General features: G+C 58.9%; 23 protein-coding genes. 18 read left to right on the top strand and 5 right to left on the bottom strand.

Going from position 1 to position 24575, the window contains the following annotated elements; genetic code table 11:
* Positions 1 to 8: 8 nt before the first annotated feature.
* The 17 genes from ACUUL3_RS03200 to pnpS all read left to right on the top strand — a co-directional run bounded on the left by ACUUL3_RS03200 (position 9) and on the right by pnpS (position 17134).
* Positions 9 to 1061: a permease gene (locus tag ACUUL3_RS03200; protein WP_448554520.1), complete on the top strand. Its 1053-nt coding sequence runs from the start codon at positions 9 to 11 to the stop codon at positions 1059 to 1061.
* 19 nt (positions 1062 to 1080) lie between these two features.
* A complete protein-coding gene (locus tag ACUUL3_RS03195; protein WP_448554518.1) occupies positions 1081 to 1323 on the top strand; it encodes a thioredoxin family protein in 243 nt (80 codons plus the stop codon).
* Between the two features lie 14 nt (positions 1324 to 1337).
* Positions 1338 to 1601: a thioredoxin family protein gene (locus ACUUL3_RS03190; RefSeq protein ID WP_448554516.1), complete on the top strand. Its 264-nt coding sequence runs from the start codon at positions 1338 to 1340 to the stop codon at positions 1599 to 1601.
* Positions 1602 to 1663: 62 nt separating this feature from the next.
* A complete protein-coding gene (gene arsB, locus ACUUL3_RS03185; protein WP_448554514.1) occupies positions 1664 to 2752 on the top strand; it encodes an ACR3 family arsenite efflux transporter in 1089 nt (362 codons plus the stop codon).
* Positions 2753 to 2794: 42 nt separating this feature from the next.
* Positions 2795 to 3178 (top strand): DUF2703 domain-containing protein, encoded by a 384-nt coding sequence (locus tag ACUUL3_RS03180; protein WP_448554512.1) that lies wholly within the window; start codon positions 2795 to 2797, stop codon positions 3176 to 3178.
* A gap of 31 nt (positions 3179 to 3209) precedes the next feature.
* Positions 3210 to 3638 (top strand): arsenate reductase ArsC, encoded by a 429-nt coding sequence (locus ACUUL3_RS03175; RefSeq protein WP_448554510.1) that lies wholly within the window; start codon positions 3210 to 3212, stop codon positions 3636 to 3638.
* A gap of 442 nt (positions 3639 to 4080) precedes the next feature.
* Positions 4081 to 4878, top strand: coding sequence for a substrate-binding domain-containing protein (locus ACUUL3_RS03170; RefSeq protein WP_448554508.1), 798 nt, complete (start codon positions 4081 to 4083; stop codon positions 4876 to 4878).
* A complete protein-coding gene (locus ACUUL3_RS03165; protein WP_448554506.1) occupies positions 4826 to 6364 on the top strand; it encodes an ATP-binding protein in 1539 nt (512 codons plus the stop codon). Before ACUUL3_RS03170 ends, ACUUL3_RS03165 begins: the two co-directional genes overlap by 53 nt.
* Positions 6336 to 7004 carry a response regulator gene (locus ACUUL3_RS03160; RefSeq protein WP_448554504.1) on the top strand — a complete coding sequence of 223 codons (669 nt, stop codon included), beginning with the start codon at positions 6336 to 6338 and terminating at the stop codon, positions 7002 to 7004. The genes ACUUL3_RS03165 and ACUUL3_RS03160 overlap by 29 nt, the downstream gene beginning before the upstream one ends.
* A gap of 206 nt (positions 7005 to 7210) precedes the next feature.
* A complete protein-coding gene (locus ACUUL3_RS03155) occupies positions 7211 to 9787 on the top strand; it encodes a molybdopterin-dependent oxidoreductase (RefSeq protein ID WP_448554502.1) in 2577 nt (858 codons plus the stop codon).
* Between the two features lie 20 nt (positions 9788 to 9807).
* Positions 9808 to 10560, top strand: a complete 753-nt coding sequence (locus ACUUL3_RS03150; RefSeq protein ID WP_448554500.1) for a 4Fe-4S dicluster domain-containing protein — start codon at positions 9808 to 9810, stop codon at positions 10558 to 10560.
* Between the two features lie 89 nt (positions 10561 to 10649).
* Complete coding sequence (locus ACUUL3_RS03145) at positions 10650 to 11300, top strand: TorD/DmsD family molecular chaperone (RefSeq protein WP_448554499.1); 651 nt, start codon at positions 10650 to 10652, stop codon at positions 11298 to 11300.
* Positions 11300 to 12229, top strand: coding sequence for a 4Fe-4S binding protein (locus ACUUL3_RS03140; protein ID WP_448554497.1), 930 nt, complete (start codon positions 11300 to 11302; stop codon positions 12227 to 12229). Before ACUUL3_RS03145 ends, ACUUL3_RS03140 begins: the two co-directional genes overlap by 1 nt.
* A gap of 302 nt (positions 12230 to 12531) precedes the next feature.
* Positions 12532 to 12732 carry a cold-shock protein gene (locus tag ACUUL3_RS03135; RefSeq protein ID WP_448554495.1) on the top strand — a complete coding sequence of 67 codons (201 nt, stop codon included), beginning with the start codon at positions 12532 to 12534 and terminating at the stop codon, positions 12730 to 12732.
* 199 nt (positions 12733 to 12931) lie between these two features.
* On the top strand, positions 12932 to 14692 hold the full coding sequence (locus ACUUL3_RS03130) for a DEAD/DEAH box helicase (RefSeq protein ID WP_448554493.1): 1761 nt from the start codon (positions 12932 to 12934) through the stop codon (positions 14690 to 14692).
* Positions 14693 to 14795: 103 nt separating this feature from the next.
* Positions 14796 to 15245 (top strand): YqaA family protein, encoded by a 450-nt coding sequence (locus tag ACUUL3_RS03125; protein WP_448554491.1) that lies wholly within the window; start codon positions 14796 to 14798, stop codon positions 15243 to 15245.
* 113 nt (positions 15246 to 15358) lie between these two features.
* On the top strand, positions 15359 to 17134 hold the full coding sequence (gene pnpS / locus ACUUL3_RS03120) for a two-component system histidine kinase PnpS (RefSeq protein ID WP_448554489.1): 1776 nt from the start codon (positions 15359 to 15361) through the stop codon (positions 17132 to 17134).
* 21 nt (positions 17135 to 17155) lie between these two features.
* On the opposite strand, the gene ACUUL3_RS03115 is transcribed toward pnpS, so the two are convergent.
* The 5 genes from ACUUL3_RS03115 to ACUUL3_RS03095 form a co-directional block, all read right to left on the bottom strand.
* Entirely contained in the window at positions 17156 to 17650 is a 495-nt protein-coding gene (locus ACUUL3_RS03115) for a response regulator transcription factor (RefSeq protein ID WP_448554487.1), read from the bottom strand.
* Positions 17651 to 17795: 145 nt separating this feature from the next.
* A complete protein-coding gene (locus ACUUL3_RS03110; RefSeq protein WP_448554485.1) occupies positions 17796 to 19631 on the bottom strand; it encodes an EAL domain-containing protein in 1836 nt (611 codons plus the stop codon).
* Between the two features lie 25 nt (positions 19632 to 19656).
* Complete coding sequence (locus ACUUL3_RS03105; protein WP_448554483.1) at positions 19657 to 21294, bottom strand: methyl-accepting chemotaxis protein; 1638 nt, start codon at positions 21292 to 21294, stop codon at positions 19657 to 19659.
* Between the two features lie 47 nt (positions 21295 to 21341).
* A complete protein-coding gene (locus ACUUL3_RS03100) occupies positions 21342 to 21554 on the bottom strand; it encodes a hypothetical protein (protein WP_448554481.1) in 213 nt (70 codons plus the stop codon).
* Between the two features lie 258 nt (positions 21555 to 21812).
* Entirely contained in the window at positions 21813 to 23108 is a 1296-nt protein-coding gene (locus ACUUL3_RS03095) for a putative porin (protein WP_448554479.1), read from the bottom strand.
* Between the two features lie 438 nt (positions 23109 to 23546).
* Here ACUUL3_RS03095 and ACUUL3_RS03090 point away from each other — a divergent pair, with 438 nt between their 5' ends.
* On the top strand, positions 23547 to 24545 hold the full coding sequence (locus ACUUL3_RS03090; protein ID WP_448554477.1) for a PstS family phosphate ABC transporter substrate-binding protein: 999 nt from the start codon (positions 23547 to 23549) through the stop codon (positions 24543 to 24545).
* Positions 24546 to 24575 lie beyond the last annotated feature (30 nt).

The raw sequence follows: 24575 nt of genomic DNA, 5'->3' as shown, positions 1-24575 counted from the left end.
GCACAACAATGATCGGGGAACTTTTTATTGCCGGACTGCTGGCTGTTCAGGATTACGTGGCCACCCACGTGCTCACCTGCCTGATTCCCGCCTTTCTGCTGGCCGGGGCCATGGTCACCTTTGTCGACCGGGACCTGATCCTGGACCATCTCGGGGAAAAGGCAGGCAAGCTGAAATCATTTTCCCTGGCGGCCGGCGGCAGCTTCCTGATCGCGGCCTGCTCCTGCACGGTGATCCCGGTGGCCAGCGGCCTCTATTTCGCGGGAGCCGGCGTGGGGGCCGCCTTTATCCTCCTCTGGGTGGCGCCCGCCTCCAATATTCTCTCCCTGGTCTACACCGGAAACATCCTGGGGCCGGAGATGGTCCTGGCCAGAATCGCGGCGGCCCTGCTCATGGCCTTTGCGGTGGGCGCGGTCATGAGCGCCGTGTTCGGGGGCGAACAGCCTGAACCGGAAGCGGCTGCTTCCGGTTCAGCCCCAAAGGACAAACAACTCATCTCCCGGCGGGAACTGATCCTGCTGCTCCTGATTCTGCTCTCGCTGCTGCTTCCCAACTATCTTGTTACCAGCCAGCCCTATCTCTACAAAATCGGGGTATGGGCCTTCTGCACCATGGTCATGGCCCTGTATGCCTGGAAAAATGTTGCCGGGGAAAAATTACGACCCTGGCTGCGCGAAAGCTGGTGGTTCGTGAAGACCATTTTCCCGCTTCTCATCGGCGGCGTATTTCTGGTGGGAATCATCGGCCGGCTGCTGCCGGCAGAACTGGTCCGGCAATGGTTGGGCGGCAACGGCTTGCTCGCCTCCTTTCTCGCCACCATTTTGGGTTCGGTCACCTATTTCGCCACCATGACCGAGGCGCCATTCGTGGATACCCTGTTGGGGCTCGGCATGGGCAAGGGCCCGGCCCTGGCCCTCCTCCTCACCGGCCCGGGCATCAGCCTGCCCAATTGGCTGGCCGTGGGCCGGGTTTTCGGCTGGAAAAAGGCATTTGTCTACATCCCCCTCATCGTTCTTTCCGGGACCTTGATGGGTTGGTTTTTCGGCAACTTCATCCTTTAACAGCTAACAGGAGGCAACCATGAAAATCCAGATCGCAGGACCGGGATGCGGAAGGTGCCAGGCAACGGACAAGGTGGTTCGCGAGGTTTGTGACGCTTTGGAACTGCCGGCCCAAATCGAGCATGCCTACGATGTTCGGGAATACGCCAAACTCGGCGTCCGCCTGACTCCGGCGGTGGTCGTGGACGGAAAAATCGTCTTTGCCGGCCGGGTGCCCACGGCGGAGGAACTTACCAAGGCAATTTCGGAAAATGAGGATTGAAAAAAGGTGACCACATGGCAATGGATATCGAAATAAAAATCCTCGGTCCTGGCTGCAAAAAATGTGGCCAGGTGGAGGATCTTGTCCGGCAGGTGGCGGAACAGTACGGAATACCCGCCCAGGTTGAAAAAATCGCAAGCATGGACAAAATTGCCGAATACGGGGTCGTGTCCACCCCGGCCGTGGTTATCGGCGGAGATGTCAAGTGCGCGGGGCGGATTCCGGAAGCACAGGAACTTCTCGCCTGGCTGAAAAAATACCAGGGCATTCCCGAATAGCGACCAATCTCTTGCCCGTAAACAAAAAAACTACAGTGTAAAGCCAAGTAAGGATCAAGCACATGTCCCAGCAGGTAAAAAAACTCTCCTTTCTCGACCGGTTCCTCACCCTCTGGATCTTCCTGGCCATGTTCAGCGGCGTTATGGGGGGTTACCTCTTTCCCGGCGTGCAGGAGATCATCAACTCCTTCCAGGTGGGCACCACCAACATCCCCATCGCCATCGGCCTCATCCTGATGATGTACCCGCCTTTAGCCAAGGTGAAGTACGAAAAACTGCACGAGGTGTTCCGCGACTTCAAGGTGCTTGCCCTGTCGCTCATCCAGAACTGGCTTGTCGGCCCCATCCTCATGTTCGGCCTGGCGATCACCTTTCTTGCCGGCCACCACGAGTACATGGTGGGGCTGATCCTCATCGGCCTGGCCCGCTGCATCGCCATGGTCATCGTCTGGAACGACCTGGCCGAAGGCGACACCGAGTATTGCGCCGGCCTGGTCGCCTTCAATTCGATTTTTCAGGTTCTTTTCTTCCCGGTTTACGCCTGGTTCTTCATCACCATCCTGCCGAAATGGTTCGGCGTCGAAGGCGCGGTGGTCAATATTTCCATGGGCCAGATCGCGGAAAGCGTCTTCATCTATCTGGGCATCCCCTTCATCGCCGGCATGCTCACCCGCTTCATCGGGATCAAGGCCAAGGGAGAAGAGTGGTACCAGGAAAAGCTGATCCCGCGGATCAGCCCCTTCACCCTGATCTTTCTGCTCTTCACCATTCTTGTCATGTTCTCCCTCAAGGGCGACTACATTGTGCAGCTGCCCCTGGACGTGGTGCGCATCGCCGTGCCGCTGGCCATCTACTTCCTGGTCATGTTCACCATCTCCTTTTTCATGTCAAAAAAGGTGGGGGCCACCTACGAGCAGGCCACCACGCTGTCTTTTACCGCTGCCTCCAACAACTTCGAGCTGGCCATCGCCGTGGCCATTGCCGTGTTCGGCATCGACTCGGGCCAGGCCTTCGCGGCGGTGATCGGCCCGCTGGTGGAGGTGCCGGTGCTGATCACCCTGGTCCATGTCGCCCTCTGGTTCAGAAAAAAATATTTTCCCCTGAGCAAACCGACACCCACCGGCATCTGCCATGTCGCCTGCAAATCATGAATCGTCGGAGGCATAAAAACAATTTCTTCTGGAGAAATACCAATGAAAACAGTAACCGTGGAATGGCGTCATCTTGACAAGAACGGCAGAACCTGCGAGCGTTGCACAGAGACTGGGGAGACAATCGCCCTCCTCATCCGCAGCCTGCAGGAGGAGTGCCACCCCAAGGGCGTTGAGATTCTCTTTACGGAAACACATCTGAACGAGACGGAAATCGAGCAGTCCAACCTCATCCTCATCAACGGGAGGCCGCTGGAGGCTCTCCTGCCCATGGCGTCAGCCGGACAAAGCAGCTGCTGCTCCTGCGGAGAGCTCACCGGCAAGGAAGAGTCGTGCCGGACCATAGTGAGAAACACACAGGTTTTCGAGGCGATACCGGAAGAATTCATCCGGGAGGCGATATGCCGGGTCGCCCAGTGCTGTTGAACCAGGCCGGAAGAGCAAAGGAGCGCACCCCATGAGCAGGCCGAAGATCCTCTTTCTCTGCACCGGCAACTCCTGCCGCAGCCAGATGGCGGAAGGCTGGGCGCGCCACCTGCACGGCCACCGCTATCAGGTGTATTCCGCCGGCATCGAAAAGCACGGCATGAATCCCTCTGCCATCAAGGTCATGGCCGAAGCGGGGGTGGATATTTCCGGCCAGCGTTCCAAAACCACCGCGGAGCTGCCGGAGCGGAATTTCGACTACGTGATCACGGTCTGCGGACACGCCGACGAGAACTGCCCGTTTTTCCCAGCCGGAACCAGGGTGATTCACCACGGCTTCGACGACCCGCCCAGGCTGGCGGCAGACACGAAAAACGAGGAGGAAGCGCTGGTCCACTACCGGCGGGTACGGGACGAGATCCGCGACTTCATCCGCACCCTGCCGGAGAGCCTGGGATAACCCCGGCCACGAGGAATTATCAAACCATGGATGAGCAGATCTGTTTCTGTTTCGGCCACCGGGTCTCGGACATTGAAAATGATGTTCTGGCAAACGGCCGGTCGACAATTCTGGAGCGCATAACAGGCGAAAAAAGAGACGGCCGCTGCAACTGCGCCGAAAAGAACCCGAAGGGGAGATGATGCCTCGCCGACGTCCGCCAGGTGGCGGAAAGAATCATGAAAAGCCGCGACAACACGACCTCGTCTCCGTAACAGAGCAGGCCGACGGAAAAAACATGCGACCCGCGCGCGTAGTCCCCCGTAACCCCATCTCCGCAATACTGGCTGGCGACCGCTTTCTCCTTTTTCCGATTCTTCCCTTTTTTTGCGCTCTTCTCACCCTCGTCACGGGCTGCGAGAGAAGGGCGCCTGAACCCCAATCGGTCATAAGGCTTGACCGGATGTCGCAACTGCCCGAAGTCGCGCCGCAACCCCAGGAGGCGAGTCTGCGGATCGCGGTGGCGTCCATCTTGTCGCCGGAGGGGACAATCCACTCCTACCAACCATTTCTGCGCTATCTTGAAGAAAAAACCGGAAAAAGCGTCCTGCTCATCCAGCGAAGAACATACAAGGAGGTCAACGACCTGCTGGCCAGGAACGTGGTCGATGCGGCCTTTGTCTGCACCGGCGCCTTCAGCCTGGGCAAAACAGACATGGAACTGCTGGTCGTCCCCCAGATAGAAGGAAAAACAACCTACCGCTCCCTGCTGATCGTACCGGCGTCCGCAAAGACGGAGAACCTGGAGGCCCTGCGCGGCAGGATTTTCGCCTTTACCGATCCTCTCTCGAACAGCGGCTATCTCTATCCCCTTTCCCTGCTCAAAAAACAGGGACAAAGCCCGGAGAATTTCTTCGGACGCATCATTTTCACCTACAGCCATGATCGCTCCATTGCCGCCGTCATGGAAGGGGTTGCGGACGGCGCGGCCGTGGACAGCGTCATTTATGACTATTTCAAACAGCGTGATCCGGAGGTTGCCGCCAAGAGCAGAGTGATCCTGCGATCCGGAGAGTTCGGCATGCCGCCGGTGGTGGTTCCTCTCCGGCTTGCCCGCGAGAAAAAAGAGCAACTCAAGGCGATTTTTCTGACAACGCACACCGAAGAGCAGGGGCGAAAAGCCCTCTCCGTCATGGGGGTGGACCGTTTTGTCGAGCCCGATCCAGAACGTTACCGATGCGGCGACCATGACCCATGCTGAAAAAAACGCCTGGCCGCCGATGGTGACGCGCAGCATGAACTCCTTTGTTAAAAAAATACGCCCGGCGCTGCTCGGGGTTCCCCTCCGGCTCAAAATACTGGGCCTGGCCTTCGGGCTTATCGGCTCTTTCAGCATTGTCACCATTTCCCAGGTCAGACAGGAACTGAACGCCAATCTCGATGCCGTTCTCCGCGAGGAAAGCAGATTTGTCGCCCGCGAACTTTCTTACCAGGCCCGGGATTATCTTCTCCTCAACGACATCTTCGGCCTGAACCGTATCCTTGCCAACATGGTGAAGAACCGCCCCGACCTCCGCTATGCCTTCATTGTCGACAACGACGGCCAGGTGCTGGCCCACACCTTTGGTACGCAGTTTCCGCTTGACCTGCTGCTGTCCCACCGGCAGACTTCGCCAATTCCCGATGAGTCGACGGACAGGCTGGCCACCAACGAGGGAGTGATCTGGGACACGCAGCAGGTGATCCAGGCCGGGACCAACAATTACGTCAGGGTCGGTGTAAAGGGGGACAATCTGCGGGCCGGGCTCTCCTCTCTCATAAGGGCCCTCATGCGCGACACCCTTATCATTGCCGTTCTGGGCGGCCTCCTTTCCCTGTTCCTCTCCTGGCTCATCGCAAAACCCGTCAGCAGGCTTCTCGCCGCCACCCAGAAGATCAGGCGGGGTTCCTATGACATAATGCTTCCGGTGGAGGCCAACGACGAAATCGGCAGTCTTGTCGATGGATTCAACGCCATGGCAAGATCCTTGGAGACGGGAGAAAAAATCAGAAGGGAAAAAGAGGCGCTGCAAAAGGATTTTCTCCAGAAACTGATTGCCGGCCAGGAGGCCGAGCGCAAACGCATAGCCCGCGAACTGCATGACCAGAGCGGCCAGGCCCTCGCCTCCTGCATGGTGGAGCTAAAAATCATGGAGCAGGCCGGGACGACACATGAACAGCGGGAGGGAATTAGGCGGCTCAGGAAAGCCATCACCCAGGAGCTTGACGCCCTGCACGGCCTTGCCATGGATCTCCGCCCTTCCGTGCTTGACGACCTTGGCCTCATTCCGGCCCTGGAGATGTATGCCCGCAATTTCGAAAAGCGGCACCGAATTCAGGTGCAACTGAATATCCTCGGAGCCCTTGAAAGACGGGCGGACCCTTGCCTGGAAACCTGCGTGTACCGTATTATCCAGGAAGCGATGACCAACATCGCGAAACACGCCCGGGCCAGCAAAGTCACCATCTTCCTGGAAGGCAGAGCCAAGACCCTGCGCGGAGGAGTTGAAGACAACGGCCGCGGCTTTGCGCCGGCCGCCATCGACCAGGGAAAACACATGGGCATCTATGGCATGCGGGAACGGGTTCAGCTCCTGGGCGGCACCTTTCACATCGACAGCGACGAAGGAGTCGGCGCCTTGATCTCCTTTGAAATCCCCCTCCGGCAGGAAAAATGCCATGAACAGAACACGAATCCTGATCATTGACGACCATCAGCTTCTTTCCTCCGGCCTCGCCATGCTGCTCGGAGCGGAAAAAGACCTGGAGGTGACCGGCCAGGCGGACGGACCGGCGGCCGCCCTCGGACTTGCCGGGGAACAGCAACCGGATATCGTCCTCCTCGACATTTCCCTGCCGGGCAGAAGCGGACTCGACCTCATCCCGGAACTGCTGGCGCTTTCCCCGCGATCCCGGATCATTATCATGACCATGCACGAGGAACAGCAATATCTTCAAAGAGCCCTCGAAGGCGGCGCCAGGGGCTTTGTCCTCAAAAAAGGGGGCGGCGGGGATCTGCTGTATGCCATCCGGGCGGTCATGAAGGGCGACACCTATATCCAGCCCTCCATGCTGGCCGATTTCATAAAGACCGCGGAAACGGCGGACAAGGAAGGCCGGGCAATCGCCTCGGCGGCCGAACAGCTCTGGCGGCTTCTGAGTCAGCGCGAACAGCAGATTGTTCTCGGCGTGGCCAAGGGCTACACGGGCCGGGAGATAGCCGAACAGCATTTTCTGAGCGAAAAAACCGTGGCCACCTACCGTTCCCGCGCCATGGCCAAACTCGGTCTTGCGACCAGGGCCGAACTGGTTGACTTTGTTTCCCGTCAGAGGCTTTCCTCCCAGTAACCCCCCTCTTTCCGCCACTGCCGCCGTAGGGAAAATTCCTACACAAAATCAGGGAAATCCCGCTTGTCTCTTCCCGGGAACTTCTCTATCATGATCGTTACATGCACCCTTTCCACAATGCAAACACAGACCCACCAGGAATATGGCCGCATGTTGTGGCAAAGCAACAAAATTCGTAATCCGTGGGAAAAAGGAGGAGAATGGGAATGAAAATCAAACGACGTGACTTCTTGAAATTGAGCGCGGCAACGGGCATTACCGCCGCCGCCCTGGGCGGACGCGCATTGAATGCATTCGCCGAAGTTCCCAAGGGAAGCATCGGCGGCGAAAAGCCTGGTGAATGGAAAGCCTCCACCTGCCAAGGCTGCACCACCTGGTGCCCGGTGGAAATCTTCGTGCAGGACGGCCGGGCCGTCAAGGTGCGCGGCAACCGGCATTCCAAGCAGAATGACGGCTATGTCTGCCCGCGCGGGCATCTCTCCCTCCAGCAGCTCTACGACCCGGACCGGGTTAAAGTGCCCATGAAGCGCACCAACCCGCAAAAAGGCCGCGGCGTTGATCCCAAATTCGTGCCCATTTCCTGGGACGAGGCGCTGAACACCATCGCCGACAGAATGATGGAGCTGCGCAAGTCCGGCGAGCCCGAGAAATACCTGCTCATGCGCGGCCGCTACACCTACATGCGGGACATCATTTACGACGGGGTGACCAAGATCTTCGGCTCACCCAACAACATTTCCCACAGCTCGATCTGCGCCGAAGCGGAAAACTTCGGCGCTTACTACACCGAGGGCATGTGGGGTTACCGCGACTATGACCTCAGCAACTCCAGGTATGTCCTGGTCTGGGGCTGCGACCCGGTGAGTTCCAACCGCATGATTCCGGCCACCATCAAACGGCTGGGCGATATGCTGGACAATGCCACGGTGGCGGTGGTGGACCCGAAACTGAACAACACCGGGGCCAAGGCCCACGAATGGCTGCCGCTGCTGCCCGGCACCGATGGCGCTTTGGCCCTGGCCATCGCCCATGTCCTGCTCGCCGAAGGACTCTGGTTCAAGGAGTTTGTCGGCGATTTCAAGGACGGCAAAAACCTGTTCAAAGCCGGCTCCACCGTTGACGAGGAGACCTTCGCGGAAAAGGAATCCCATGGCGTGGTCAAGTGGTGGAACCTAGCGGTCAAGGACATGACCCCTAGGAAGGCCGCCGAGATCACCAAGGTACCGGCCGAACAGATCATCCGGGTGGCGCGCGGCATGGCCAAGGCCGCTCCCAACGTAGCGGTCTGGATGGGTCCGGGAGCGGCCATGCAGGTGCGCGGCGCGTATGCAGCCATGGCGGTCAATGCCCTAAACGGCCTGGTCGGCGGCATCGACAATGTCGGCGGCACCCTGCCCTCCAACAAGGTTCCCACCAGGAAGATGCCGAAACTGGACGCCTATCTGGACGAGCTGGCCAAAAAACAAAGCAAGCTGCCCAAGATCGACCAGCGAGGCACCAAGGCCATGCCGGCCCTCAAGGAGGGCAAACCGGGCGGTGGCGTGGTCACCAACAACACGGCCACCGGCATCCTGAACGCCGACCCTTACGAGATCAAGGTGGCGATCGGCTACATGAACAATTTCGCTTTCTCCTGCACCGGCGCCGAACGTTGGGAAAAAGCGATGGCGAAAATCCCCTTCTTCGTTCACATCACCACCAACGCCGCCGAGATGACCCAGTACGCCGACATCGTCCTGCCCGGCGCCATTTCCAAGTACGAAAAGCTCTGCTGGGTGAAACAGAAGCAGAACCGCTACGCCCAGTGCACCCTGCTGCAACCGGTGGTCAAACCCATGTGGGAGGTGATCAACGACGAAACCGAGTTCCCCTGGCTGCTCGGCGAAAAGTTCGCGGAACGGGGCTTTCCGAACCTGATCGATTTCCTGAAAAAGGAATTCAAGGACCCGGAAACCGGCAAGGAAGCGACCAACGCCAAGGAGTTCACCGAATACGCGGTGAAGTACTACACCCAGGACATCTGGAACGGCAAGGACGTGGGCGGCGACAAGATCAACGGCTGGGAGGAGTTCAGAAAACGCGGCATGTGGAACTCCGATCCGCAGCCTTACAAGAAGCGCTGGGGCGGCAACTTCGGCAAGGACGAGGAAAAGGACGGCAAGAAAACCACCAAGGGCACGGTGACCCACAAGTTCGAATTCTACTCCGAAACCCTTAAGCACGCACTGGCGAAACACGCCGATAAGCACAAGACCACGGTGGACGACATCCTCGTGGCCTGCAACTACACCGCCCAGGGCGAACTGGCCTTCGTGCCCCACTACGAACCGCCTTTCCGCCATGGCAGCGAGAAGGAATACCCCTTCACCTTCATCGACTACAAATCGCGTCTCAACCGCGAGGGCCGCAGCCAGAACGCCCCCTGGTATTACGAATTCAAGCATTGTGACCCCGGCGATGTCGGACATCAGGACGTACTGAAGATCAATCCCGAAGATGCCGGGAAGCTCGGCATCAAAGACGGTGACGCCATCCGGGTGACCTCGGTCGCGGGCAGCATCGAATGCACCGCCCATCTCTGGGAAGGGGTGCGGCCCGGCACGGTGGCCAAGGCATACGGCCAGGGCCACTGGGCCTATGGCAGAACCGCGACCGGAGATTACGCCAAGGCGCAGCCGCGCGGCGGCAACAACAATACCCTCATGCCTTTTGACACGGAACGGCTGAGCGGCGGCAATGTGCGGAATGGCGGCTTCACCGGCGTCAAAATCGAACGTGTATAAGACAAAAGGAGGATTAAATCATGACGCAATACGCGATGATCATAGATCTGCAGAAATGCGTGGGCTGCGGCGCCTGCGCCCTGGCCTGCAAAACCGAAAACAACACAGCCCTGCGGGGAAACGGCCAGACCCACAACTGGGCCGATTTTCTCCATGAAACCACGGGCAAGTTTCCCAAAACCACATACAAAACCATGCCGGTATTGTGCAACCATTGCGCCAATGCCCCCTGCGTCAAGGCCTGCCCGGTGGAGCCGAAAGCCATGTACAAAACCCCGGAGGGCATCACCATGCACAACGACGAACGCTGCATCGGTTGCCGCGCCTGTCAGGAGGCCTGCCCCTACAGCCGCATGGAGGTCAAAAAAGATGGCGAGTACAGCGTGATCAGCTTCAATGAATTTGACCAGCCCTATGAACCATTCTTTGCCGGCAAGGACGAGCTGATCAAGAACTGCACCACGTCAGGAGCCGAGATTGCCAAGCTGGCCGGCGACACCCCGCCGCACCGGACAAGGTATGACCACCCGGATTACGAGGATGTCCGCCGGGCCGGAATCGTCGAGAAGTGCATCTTCTGCGAACACAGGGTGAAAAAGGGGGAACTTCCTTACTGCGTGGTGAGTTGTCCGGCCGGCGCCCGCGTTTTTGGGGATATGGCCGATCCGGGCAGCGAGGTTTCCCAACTGCTAAAAAAACACAAACCGCTGACCCTTCAACCTGAGAAAGGCACCAAGCCCAATGTGTACTACATCAGAAACTACAAAATCTGATCTTTGTGCAATCCCGTTGTTTCCGGCCAGGGGGCTTCAGCCCCCTGGCCGAATCCTTCACCAACCCGGAACAGCGGGCAACATCGGAAATGGAAGTGAATGATCTTTCTCTACACCAGCGCCGCGCCGACACCTATCGCCTGCTGAGCGCCTGCTTTTGTCCTCCGCAGCGCACCCTGTTCCTGGCGGAAAATCTCTGCGGCAATCTCACAACGCTGCTGGCGGCAATATGTCCCTCGGCGGCAGCCGCCGCGGAGGGGATGGCCACGGCCCTGCAAACCATCGACAACGAATCCCTACTGACGGCGCACACCGCGCTGTTCGTCGGTCCCTTTGCCCTGCAGGCCCCACCCTATGGCTCCGTCTACCTGGAAAAGAGCGGCCTTCTCATGGGAGAATCCACCGTCCAGGCGCTCCGCTTTTACGAAAAAGCAGGGCTGGCTCTTGATATGCCGGACGCGCCGGATCACATCGCCATTGAACTGGAGTTTGTCGGCCACCTCGCCTCTCTGACCGCCCATGCTCTCCAAAACGGAGACAGGATGGGGGCTTACAACTCACTGGCCTTGCAGACGGACTTCGTACATCGCCTTTTGGCGCCGTGGGTCCCTTCCCTGGCTGTGGCGATCCGGGAAAATGCCACATGTTTCTTCTATCCGGCCCTTGCCGATTGCCTGGCGCATTTTCTCACCAGCGACCAGGGATTGCTGAATCGGTACGCCCAAACAGAGACAGCCTGATGCTCTCGAAACTGCTCGACAAATCCAGCCAGGAAGAAACAGTCGCCGAATTTATCCCCATGCGCTGCCTTCGGCACCGCAATCGGGGAAACACATGCAACCGGTGCGCCACAGCCTGCACCGAGGGGGCAATTCGTCTTGACACGACAGTACGGCTCGACCTTGAAACGTGCAACGGTTGTCTGGCTTGCGTTGCCGCCTGCCCCACCGAGGCCCTCGAACCGCCGGGTTCCGCATACTCTTTCCGCAACAGGCTGATTTTTGAAGGCAAATCCACTCTAACGATCGCCTGCCTGCGAAATTCCCTCGTCAGTCCCGACCTTTCCCTGGCCTGCCTCAAAGGATTGTCGGACCACGATCTTATCGCCATCTTTCTTCTGACCGACGGAGAGGTGGATGTCCATCTCTCCCCCTGCAACGACTGCTCCAGGGGAAAAGCCATGGATGCCTGGGCAAGACGTGTATGCCACCTGACCAACCGGATCCCAGATATTGCAAAACGGTTACGGATCATAAGGGAAACGCCCGCCCGAACCTTCCGGGAGGAACGCCGGTCCTTCTTCAGCCTGCTCGGCCGGACCACGCTCCACTCGGCCAGGCAGTTTCTGCGGGCCGAAATCGACATTCACTCCCCCAGCCAGGCGGGAAAACATTTTCCCGCACGACTCCGCTATCTGCAGCGGGCCGCGCGGTTACGGCCCCGGCCCGAAACCGATCAGGGCTGGTACACGCTGTTGTTTCAGAGGCTGCGTTTCAATGCATCCTGCAACCATTGCGGCCGCTGCCTGGGCAGTTGCCCCAGCGGGGCGATCACGATCCAGCGAGACAACGCACCGGTTATCAGCCAAAACCGTGATCTGTGCTGTGGATGCGGACTTTGCGTTGACATCTGTCCTCTCAAGGCGGTCACTTTGTTTCCTGAGGGGTAGGACCATGCCTGTTCCGCCCTCCCTTTCCGAACAAAATCAAAATCGTCATGTTTTTTACCGTTTGAAATATTTCCCTTGCATTCCCACCAGACATCAAGTATATATAGTGATCATTGTGTAGTATCTGTTTGTAGTCGACCCGAAGTACAAAAGCGCACCGCACAATCCTCAGATCGAAGGAGTGCGGTTTTTTTGTTTGAAGGCGCTGCGACGGATACAATGTTCGGGCCGTCGGATGACCCCGGGCAAGTATTAGAGAATGGTTTCCGAGGCAGGAAACCGATTACAAAGGAGTAGTAGAAGTGTTTCAAGGAACTGTAAAATGGTTTAACGCGGCAAAGGGATTTGGTTTTATCGAGCAGGACAATGGCAGCGATGTATTTGTGCATTACTCTGCGATCAAAAGCCAGGGCTACAAGAGCCTTGACGAGGGCGCCCGTGTACAATTTGAAGTTGTCGCCGGCCCCAAGGGTCCCGCAGCTGCAGACGTAGTTCAGATGTAATTCGCTGACCTGACCGTTATAGCCCCGCAATTTTTGCGGGGCTTTTTTTTTTCGCGGGCGGCCGCGAACAGACCACGGAATTTCCGCCGCCCCCCTTGCTGTTGCATGAGCGCCCAGTGCCGCGCCCCTGTTTTACGGATCCGTTTTTCCCCATGCCGCCGGCGCCCCTTCCGGCCTTTTACGCAGGAACATACCTTCCATGACGACCTTTGCTGAACTCGGCATAAGCCCTGAAATTATCACCGGCCTTGACGCCCTGGGCTTTACCGCCCCCACCCCTGTCCAGGAGCAGATCATCCCCATCCTTCTTGAACGACCGGTGGACATCGTCGGCCTGGCCCAGACCGGCACCGGCAAGACCGCCGCCTTTGGCATTCCCCTGGTGCAACTGAGCAATCCCGCCCTGCGCCAGACCCAGGGCCTGGTACTCTGTCCCACCCGGGAACTCTGCATGCAGGTGGCCCGGGATATCACCGCCTTTGCCAAGCATGTGCCCGGCCTCAGGGTTCGCGCCGTGTACGGCGGCGCCAGCATCGAAACCCAGCTCCGCTCCCTCAACCAGGGCGCCCATATCATTGTGGCCACCCCGGGCCGGTTGCACGATTTCATGCGGCGCAACGCCATTGACCTTTCCGCCGTCCGCTCCGTTGTCCTCGACGAAGCCGACGAGATGCTGCAGATGGGCTTCCAGGACGAGCTGAACGCCATCCTCGCCGACACCCCGGAGAGCAAGCACACCCTGCTTTTTTCCGCCACCATGCCCAAGGCGGTCGCGGCCATTGCCGGCAAATACATGCACGACCCCCTGGAGGTGACGGTGGGCACCCGCAATGCCGGCTCGGAAAACATCCGCCACGTCTACTACATGGTCCATGCCAAGGATCGCTACCTGGCCCTGCGCAGACTGGTGGACATCACCCCTGACATGTACTCCATCATCTTCTGCCGCACCCGCCAGGAAGTAAATGAGGTGGCGGACAAGCTCATGCAGGACGGCTACAACGCCGACGCCCTGCACGGCGACCTATCCCAGAGCCAGCGCGACTACGTGATGCAACGTTTCCGGAGCAGATCCCTTCAGCTCCTGGTGGCCACCGACGTCGCCGCCCGCGGCCTCGATGTCAACAACCTGACCCACGTGATCAACTATAATCTGCCTGACGACATCGCCAACTACACGCACCGCAGCGGCCGCACCGGCCGGGCCGGCAAAACCGGCGTCTCCGTCGCCATCATCCACATGCGCGAACGGTTCCGGATCCGGGATATAGAAAACAAGCTCAAGCGCAGGTTCGAGCACGGCCAGATCCCCTCCGGCCGCGAGGTGTGCGAGCGACAGCTCCTGCACCAGATCGAGACCTTGAAAAAGGTGGAGGTCAACCATGCGCAGATCGCCCCCTTTCTTGCCGCGATCAAGGCCTCCCTGGCGGATCTCGACCGGGAGGAGCTGATCATGCGCTTTGTTTCCTCGGAATTCAACCGCTTCCTCGACTATTACAAGAACGCTCCGGATCTCAATGTCGCCGAGGCACCCAAGGGGCGGGAAGCCCGTCGGGAGAGTCCGTTTCGCGAGCAGGAGAGCAGATTCGCCGGCAAAACCGGGGAGCGGGTCCGTTTCAGCAGATTCTACCTCAATGTCGGCCAGAAGGACGGCCTGTACCCCAAGCGTCTCATCGGCCAGATCAATGACGGCACCGGCGCTGCCGGCATCAAGATCGGCAAGATCGAAATTCTCGACAACACGGCGATGCTTGAGGCGGACAGCCGCTTCAGTCAGCAGATCCTCGATGTCTTCGAAGGGCTTACCATCAATGGCAGGCAGGTGAATGTCAAGGTGGTGGAAGGCAGCAAGGCGCCCAGGCCGAGCGGCGCATTTCCCGGGCGCAAGGGCGCGGGAACTGGCAAGTTCGCCAAACCTTCCCCCTACAAAAAGATCAGAAAGAAGAGCTTTGAACGCTGAGTTTCGCGGCCGTCAGCCCAAGGGTCGACGGCCGTTTTTTTTTAGCGTCGGCCCCCTTCTCCGCGGGCGGGACGGCAGATGACGCTTGCGGCCAGCTTTTACGATGGACAGCTTCATAAGCGAACACAGCTATACAGCCCTTTTTCTCTTGAGCTTTCTCGCCTCCACCGTCATCCCTCTGGGGTCGGAATGGCTTCTCGTCGCCCTGCTTGCCAACGGCGGCGATCCCACCCTCTCGGTCTTCCTGGCCACCATCGGCAACACCCTTGGCGCCTGCACCACCTACGCAATCGGCATGCATGGCGGCCCTTTCCTCATCACCAGGGTTCTGCGCATCGACGCGGCAACGCGGCAGCGGGCCGAACGGCTCTATGACCGCCATGGCTCGTGGTCCATCCTTTTTTCCTGGCTACCGTTGATAGGTGATCCGCTCTGTCTGGTCGGGGGCGCCCTGCAAATGCGCTTTTCTAAATTTTTTCTCCTGGCCTTAAGCGGCAAATTCGCCCGCTATCTTCTTGTCAGCCTCATCACCCTCAAAGCGGTCTCACTCTGAAAAAAATTTCTCCGCCCCGAAAGATCGTCATTATCCTAATCATTTTCTAACAATCGCGTGCTATCCTGTTGCAGTCGTTTTTTTTGACCTCCTTAAACCAACCGGGGACCCCCATGCATCCTAACCGCCTGCTCTGGCAGCTTTTCCCGAGCCAGCTTCTCATCACCATCGCCGCCCTGCTCGCCTTTACCTGGTTCGGCACCTACACCCTCCGCTCCTTTCAGCTCGACCAGACCGCGGCGGGCCTGAAAGCGCGCGCCTTGCTGGTGGAGAGCAATGTGCTGCAGCTTCTGCGCGCGGGCGACACCGCGGGCCTGCGTTCTTTTTGTCAGGAGGCGGGGAACAGGGCCGGCACCCGACTTACGGTAATCGCCCCCGACGGCACCGTGCTCGCCGACTCCGATGAAGAGCCGTTCCGCATGGAAAACCACCGCGACCGGCCGGAAATCCTTGCCGCCTTTGCCGGCAGGATCGCACCCTCACTGCGCTTCAGCCAGACCCTGCAAGCCAACCTCATGTATGTCGCCATTCCCGTCGTCGACCGCCAGCAGAACGTCGCCGTCCTGCGCACCGCAGTGCCGGTGACCTCCATCGATGACACCCTGCGGGATATCCACAGACAGATCGCCTGGGGCTGCCTGATGGTCGCCCTGGTGGTCGCCCTCATCGCCTGGTTCATCTCCCGACGGATCAGCAAACCTCTGGAGGAGATGAAGCTGGGCGCGGAACGTTTCGCCGACGGCGACTTTACCCTCAAGATGAAGGAGGAGGGGTCGGAAGAGGTGGCGGGCCTGGCCCGGGCCATGAACGACATGGCAGCCCAGCTCGACAGAAGAATCGAAACCATTGTCCGCCAGCACAACCAGCTGCAGGCGGTATTTTCCAGCATGGTGGAGGGCGTCGTCACCGTGGACGCCGAGGAACGCCTCCTTGATATCAACCAGGCCGGGGCCCAATTCCTCAATGTCGACCTGGAAAAAGTCAGGGGCAGAAGCATCCGGGTTGCCGTGCGCAATACCCAGTTGCAGAGCTTTGTGCAAAAGGCCCTTGCCTGCGCGGAACCCATCGAGGGGGAAATCACCGTCAGCGGCGAAGACGGCGCGGAGCGATTCTTTTCCGCGCACGGCACCCGTCTTCCGGATGCCAACGGAAAAAGCACCGGCGCACTCCTCGTGATCAACGAGGTCACCAGGCTGCGCAGACTGGAAAACATCCGCCGCGACTTTGTCGCCAACGTCTCCCATGAACTGAAAACCCCCATCACCTCCATCGAAGGCTTTTCGGAGACCCTGCTGGACGGAGCCTTGTCCGAACCGGAGGATGCGAGACGTTTCGTGGAAATCATCGCCAAACAGGCCAGACGGCTGCATGCCATCGTCGAAGACCTCCTTACCCTGTCCCGCATTGAACAGGAATCGAAACGCGAGGAGATCGCCCTTGGCGAACTGCCCCTGGCGGAAACGCTGCGGGCGGCCATCCAGGCCTGCCACAGGCGGGCGGAAGAAAAAAAGATGGCCGTCAACCTGCACTGCCCGGAAGATCTGAACGCCCGGATCAACCCCGCCCTGCTGGAACAGGCGCTGGTCAATCTGGTGGACAATGCGATCAAGTACGGCAAGGAGGGCGGCGCCATTACGGTGGAAGGCGAAAAAGCCGGCAACGAGGTGCTCATCATGGTTCGGGATAACGGGGTGGGCATTGCCCAGCAGGATCTCGCCCGCATCTTTGAACGTTTCTACCGGGTGGACAAGGCGCGCAGCGCCAAGCTCGGCGGCACCGGTCTGGGGCTTTCCATCGTCAAACATATCGTCCAGGCCCACCATGGCCATGTTCGCGTGGAAAGCGCCCCGGGCCGGGGCAGCACCTTCACCATCCACCTGCCGGAGTAAGAAGCCCGCGAAAGTTCCCGCTCACCAGAATCCCCCGCCCTCATGCGCAAAAAACTCTGGGCCCAGGGCCAGACAATCCCTGACCGCCCGCACCACCTCCTTGATTTCGTAAGGCTTGGTGAAATAGCCGTTGGCGCCCAGAGCCATGCCCTTGGCAATATCCCCATGGCCGGCGAGGGCGGAGAGCATGATGATGGGAGTTCGGGCCAGGCCGCGGTCCGGATGGGCGCGGATCAGGCGACACACCTCGTGGCCGTTGAGGTTTGGCAGCATGATATCGAGGAGGATCACCCCCGGCCGCTTCTCCTCGGCAAGATCGAATCCCGCCATGCCGTCATGGGCGACCACCACCTCCACTCCCCGTCTCGTCAAGGAATAGCGGAGAAGCTCGGCAATGTCCTCATCGTCCTCCACCACCAGCACCGGACGGTCCTTGCCCTGCTCAAGCCGCTGCCTGTCCTGTTCGGGAAGATCCCCTTGCGCCGCCTCGTGGTTTGCCGATATTTCTGTCTGCATACGTCCCCTTGCCGCGTTGTTTTTTCGTAAACGGAAACCGGATTCGCCCCGCGACACTCGCGGAGTCGGCCATGCCCTGCCCGTGGTCCATGGACGCCGGATCTCAACCTGCCCGGCCGATGCCGCCGGAATGAAAGATAATCCGTCAGGCAGCCTTGTTCTCCAGGGGCATCACCGCCGCCTGCGCGGAACATCGCTTGTTGCGGACAATGGAAAAGCCTTTCTGCTTCTTGGCCGCCTTTTTGACACCCGAGGCCAGAAAGGCCAGCTCCCCGTAGGAGTTGACCTTGCACTGCTCGGTGCTGACAATCCCGATGGAGAGGGAAAGGGGCGAAAATCGGCGTTCTTCTCCCTGACGGTCCATGGCCAGATAAAATCCCTGCGTCAGTTCCAGACTGCCGTGAAACTCGGCCCGCAGCCGCGTAAAACCTTCGACAATCTCCTGACAGAGTTGCACCGAGGCGTGGGGCCGGGTGATGACGATGAAATCATCCCCGCCGATGTGGCCGACAAAGCGGAAGCGGTCGTTGCCGCCCGCCTGCACCGTCGCCACCAGGAGGTCGGCAAGACTCTTTATCACCGTATCCCCCTTTTCAAACCCGTAAAAATCGTTATAGGGCTTGAAATCGTCGATGTCGATATAACAGACATCGAAATGGACATTCTGGCCGATGAGCTGGCTGACGGTGCGCTGAATGAACTCGTTGCCGGGCAGGCCGGAAAGCGGGTTCGCCCCCTTTGCCAGCTGGATGCTCCTCTCGGTGATCGCCTTGAGCAGCACGTTGATGGCCACGGTTCCCACATATTTGCCGTTACGGGTCACACAGATGTCGTCGTAGAGATGAACTCCCCGCCGCTCCTGAAGCACCCGCACGACTTCCTCCACCGGAGTCGCGGATTCCACCACGAGAAAATCCGGCTCCAGCACCTCGGCGATGGCCCGGTGGGTGGAAAGGGCAAAACCGTAGCCATACGGGCCGATCAACTGCTTTTCGAGAAAACGCATTCTGCTCAGCATCCCCACCACCCGTTTGTCTTCAACAATGGGCAGTCCCTGCAGGGAGGAGCTTTCCGTAAACCTCCGGTACGCGGTCATCAGGGATTCCGCTGGCGAGAGGGGCTCCAGTGGTTTGGCGATATTGCCGATGGTGCAGGAGGTAAAGATGGATGCCTGGCAAGTCTGCTCCCCCCATTTTTCAACCGGCGGCTCAATACGGTGGTCAGACAGCTCAGGGGCGGGGCGGGCCAGGAGATAGCCCTGGAGCAGATCGATGCCGAAGCCGGAAATGACGGCGAGTTCCTCCGGTCTTTCAATGCCCTCGGCAATGACGGTGATCCCGAGTTTGTGACATACCGTGGAAAGGGCATCGATCAGATTATATTTGACCGGATCCCTGTCGACATTGGTGATAAAGTGCCGGTCAACCTTGACGAAATCAGGCTCGATGATGGAAAGCATCTTGAGGCCGCCGTAACCGGCGCCGAAATCATCGATGGCGATCTTGTAGCCACGGGCCCGATAATGGTCCACCGAGCGTTTGAACAGATTGTAATTACGGATAGCCTCCTGCTCCGTGATCTCAAGGATGATTTTCTCCTTGGCGATGCCGCAGTTTTCGGCCAGGGTGTCGGTCATCCCGCATTTGTGGTCCGGATGCATGAGGGTGGCCGGGCAGATGTTAAGATAGAGAAAGGAATTCTTCCCGGCAAGACCAAGATCCGCTGCCCGGCAGAGGGCATTTTCCCGACAGAGCATGTCGAGGCTGGAGATGATGCCCAGGGCCTGAGCCTGGGCAAAGAGTCTGGCAATGTGAAAATTGTCAGGAGTCCGTCCCTGCAGGCGGGCCAATGCCTCGTAGCCGTATATCTCTCCGCTCCGCCTCGAAAAAATAGGCTGAAACCAGGAGGTGAGGCCGTTGTTGTCCAGAAGACAGACAATCATCTCGCGAGAGATCTCGAAACCGCCCTGCATGCTGTTCATCGGTCCGTCCTTTATAAAAGGTGGCTCAAGTGGTTGCGAATTCCGGCAGCTGTTCCATGAGGGTTCCTGCCGCCTCCTCCTGACCGTCGCCCTTTTCCCCCCTGACCAAACGGACCAGGCTGCCGGAAATTATCCTCAGTTCCTGGGCCTGGGCTTCAAGCTGACCGGCGGTTCTGGCGGCTTCTTCGGCCTGGGTCGTGGCGGCCATGCTCTCCTTGTCGATTTCAGCCACGGCATCGCTCACCTGTCTGATGCCGATCGCCTGCTCATTGCTTGAGCGGGCAATATTTTGCACCTCGCTGTCCACCCTGGCCATTCCTTCATTGATCGCGACAAAGATCTTCTCAAGCCTCACGCACAACTCGCTGCCCTGTTTGGTTTTGCTGATGGTGTTCTGGACGATCATGGCCGTTTCCCGGGCGGAACTGGCCACGTTTCTGGCCAAACGCCGGATCTCATCGGCCACCACGGCGAACCCCGCCCCGGCCTCGCCGGCCCGGGCCGCTTCCACCGCGGCGTTCAAGGCCAGCAGGTTGGTCTGGAAGGCGATGTCGTCGATGTTCTTGGTAATCTTAATGACCTCGGCCGAGGCCTTTTCCATCTCCTCCATGGCGGACAGCATGTTGACCATATGCATGCCGCCCTCCGCCACGACTTTTTGCGCTTCCGCCGTGAACGCCCCGGCCTGCAGAGCGCTGGCGCTGTTGGCCGCGGCCTGGCCGGAAAGCTGTTCGATGGAAGCGCTGGTTTCCTCCACGCTGGCCGCCTGATTGCCGGCGCTTTCCGCCAGATCGAGACTTGCGGCGGAGAGTTGTTCCGATTCCACGGAAACCTGGGCTACGACGCCCTGCAGCCGGTGGTTGAGGTCCAGAAGAGGTCGGATCACCTTCTGGCCGAGAAAGAGCAGAACAAGACAAAAAACCGCGAAAACACCGAGCCCGGAACCGATGGTGATCAGGAGCGATTTTGTCCGGGCCTGGCTGAGCATTTTTTCCATATCGCCTTGCGCCACCCTGACGCTTTGCGCGCTCTGTTCGAGGGTGTCCTCTTCGATCCGCGCAAAACCGGCGCTGGTGCTGTCCGCGACATGCTTCGCCAGGGTCCTGGTCAGGGTAATGGCGTGGAGGCCTTTGTCCCCGGTGTACTGGTCCGCCGCCCTGATTCCCTCGGAATAGGTATCATGGAACTCCATCATGCCGGTGGCGACTTCCATCTGTGTCTTGAAGCCTGCATACTCCTCCGCGGTCTGGGCCAGGATCTTTTCCGCCTCCCTGTCCTGCCCCAGGGCCTTCTGGGCGGCGGCCAGCATTGCGGTGATGCGCGTGTCGCCTTTCTGCAGGGCCTGGATGTATTTTTCCCGCATATCCTTGTACTGCCCGCGGATCAGAAAATTTTTCCATTGCAGCATCTGATCCAGCAAGGCGGCCTGCAGCTCCCGGACCAGCAGCACGGCATCCATGCCGTCATCGCTGCTGAGACTCAGTTGCCGCAGGGAAGCAGTGCCAGCGCCAAGGACCTCCTCACTGGCCTGCCGGGCCGCAACGACAAGTTCATTCTGGGTTTTGATGGAGATGCCGTACAGAAAGGTCATGCCGGCTCCGGCGGCAAACAGGATGACGACAAAAAAAATGGCCAGGCGTCCCTTCAGATCGAATTTCAACACAATCTCTCCTCACATACTGGTAAAGGGAATAAACAGCCGCATCGGCATCACATCGCCTCGGCAAGCACCGAAGGCCGGAGGGGCTGGGGAACCCCGGCCAGGGAGAGCAGGAAGAACGGACAGAGAGCGTATCTGGCGGTCCGGCAATAGCTGTCAAGCTCCTGCATGCTGGGCACATAGGGGGTGCTCTTGCAGGAACAGCTTGCCACGGACCATTGCTTGCCTGCCGGCGAGTAGAGATAAAGGTGTTTGCAGCTCATGATGATAACCTCCGCTGGTTGTGGTTGATTTTGTTGCCTGCCCGCGAACTTAACGCCCCAATGTTAAGGCATGATTATGAGGCGGTTATTTTTGCTTTCGGTCTTCTCCGCAAAAAAAAACTCCCCTGCCGATGCCCTGGCAGGGGAGTAAGGGAAGAGAGATGCGTGGATCACCGTACTGCCCGGTTGTTGGCGTTCCGTTACAATGCGGTCATTTTTTGGTTAAAAGCCGCTTCTTCGGGAAGGAGATGCCCTTTCCTAGAATTTGTAACTCACGTCAAACTGATAGATATCGACCTGATCTTCCTTGGCGCTGGCGTAATCCTCGTCCCGCTCGAAGCTGAGCCAGGTCGCGCTGGTGGACCAGTTCTTGCTCAGGCTGTAACCGAGCTGCACTCGGTGTCCTTTCTTGTTGGTCTTGGAGAGACCGTCGCCAAAGTCGGAATCCGAGAGATAGCCGAAAAGGGAGTCCGCCTCGACCACGGAATAGGCATAGCCAAGCTTGACCGCGCCGTACTTGGCGTCAAGCCCGAAGACCCAGCCCAGATCGGCGTCCTCGGGCTTCTTGGTGAAGCTGCTGCCCGCCTGGCTTTCACCGATGGCGCCGTCGGCGCCGAAGTTCTGCCAGACCTGGCCGTAGAGGGTGAATTTGACCTCGCCCAACGGCATGGTCACATCGCCGTAGAGGTCTCCGATATTGAGCTCATACTGCTCGGGATCAACGCTGTCCAGCTTGAAATCGGCGTTTTGTTCGTTGAGCAGCGACTTGCTGTAGGTATGATAGCCGGCGGCCAGGGTATACTTCGCCTCGCCCGCCTTGCCCCGGTAACCGAGCTGACCGGCAACCAGGGTCGCGGTGTTGTCATCGTTCACCAGTTTGGCGCCATAGCCGCCCAGGGTGGCGAAGAGCCCCTCCTTGCCGCCATATTGGCCGGTCAAACCGGCCAGACGCACGTCGCCATCCCAGAAAACCCAGGAACTCTCAAAGGGATTCTGATGCTGGCCCATGGTGAAGGTAAAGTCGTCCCATTTGTGCTTGGCATAGGCATAATCCAGGCGGATATCGCCGGTCTCGAAAACCTTGGTTTCGCTCCAGGTGTCGTTGGTGCTGGTGGGATCGTCTCCCCCCGAGGCAAGGCCGGCGCCGACCTGCCAGTTTTCCTCCTTGTTCTCCCAGACGCCGCCCAGGCGGAAACGGGTGCGCCAGCGGTCCCTGGAGATGTCACTGCCCTGCCCCTCCTTATAATCCCTGTCGCGGATCTCATAGCGCACCCGCAGATCGCCCTTGAGCTTGAGCTGGTCAATGAACTCGTTGGCCAGCGCCACCTTGCCGCCGCTGTTTTTCTTGACCTCTTCCTCGACCTTGGCCGTCACCTTTTTGTCCACCATGGCCTCGAGGGCATCGATGTGCTCCTGCTGCGCCTGCATCCTGGTGCGCAGATACTCGAGTTCCTTGAGGAGCTGCTCGTCGCTCAGACCCGCGCCGGCAAAAGCGGCCGCGGGCAGGCCGAGACAAAGAGCCAGTGCTGCTGCCGCTGATAAAACCTTTTTCATCTGTTTCTCCTTTCTCCGTAAAGATTGTCTAAAAAGGTGCTTCCCTCAAAATTGTCTGCCTGAAACTGGTCCACTCACCAGCCGCCCCCGATGGGCGGATTCATTTTTTCAAGGCGGAGAGGGCGGAAAGCCAAAGGCCGGCCCTCCTCACCTCGAATGTTGCGGAGAGGGTAACGGAGGAATTTTAAAGCGTGGTTATCATCCGGTTAAAAAACCGTTAAAAGGGGAACCAGGGAGGAATGTTCGAAACAACTGCTCGAATTACCGGCATAAAATTAAACATTCCGTCTCTGTTAGGAGCGCGTCAATCTTCTGTTCATCTCTTAATTGAATCCTAATCAAACGCTAACAATCCGGGGGCATATATAGGGGCACCACTCACCGGCCGATTCCTGTTTCGGGCAGAAGCCTTCAACATTACAGATAAGGAGAATCACCATGAGGATGACAAACGGCTTTATCGGCAAGACGGTCAAAAAAACAGTACTGGCAGGCTGCCTGGTCGCCGTGGCCGCGACCAGCGCCTTTGCCGCCGGCGTGGAGGTGGATGCCAAGGTTCCGAGCTACAAGAAGACCAGCGGCGTTTCCGGCAACCTGGACAGCATCGGCTCCGACACCTTGAACAACCTGATGACCTTCTGGGCGGAATCCTTCCGCAAGGAATACCCCAATGTCCGCATCCAGATCGAAGGCAAGGGCTCCAGCACCGCGCCTCCGGCCCTGATCTCCGGCACCGCCCAGCTCGGCCCCATGTCCAGACCCATGAAGGACAAGGAGGAGGATGCCTTTGTCAAGAAGTACGGCTACAAACCGACCCGCATCGGCGTGGCGCTCGATTCCCTGGCGGTCTTCGTGAACAAGGACAACCCGATCAAGGCGATGAGCCTGCAGCAGGTTGACGCCGTCTTCTCCAAGACCCACAAGGGCGGCATTGCCGAGGATTACGTGACCTGGGGCCAGCTCGGCCTTACCGGCGAGTGGGCCAGCCTGCCCATCAGCCTCTTCGGGCGGAATTCCGCCTCCGGCACCTATGGCTACTTCAAGGAACATGCCCTTTCCAAGGGAGATTTCAAGGATACCGTCAAGGAACAGCCCGGTTCGGCCTCCGTGGTCATGGGCGTTACCGGAGACCGTGCCGGCATCGGATACTCCGGCATCGGCTACAAGACCTCGGGCGTCAAGGCCGTTGCCCTCAGCGAAAAAACCGGTGAACCGGCGGCCGAGGCCAATTACGAGAACGTGCTCTCCGGCAAGTACCCTCTTTCCCGGACCCTTTACATCTATCTGGCCAAGGAGCCGAACAAACCGTTGCCCGCCGTTACTCAGGAATTCCTGAAGTTCGTTCTCTCCAAGGAAGGTCAGGAGATCGTGGTGAAGGATGGCTACCTGCCCCTGCCGGCCGCTGTTATCGAAAAGGAGTTGGCAAAACTCAACTAGGTTACACGGCAACTTTTTTGCAAATCCGGA

It is taken from the genome of Thiovibrio sp. JS02 (assembly GCF_053485635.1).
The sequence above is the reverse complement of the archived record's forward strand: the minus strand, read 5'-3'. Positions and strand labels throughout refer to the sequence as shown.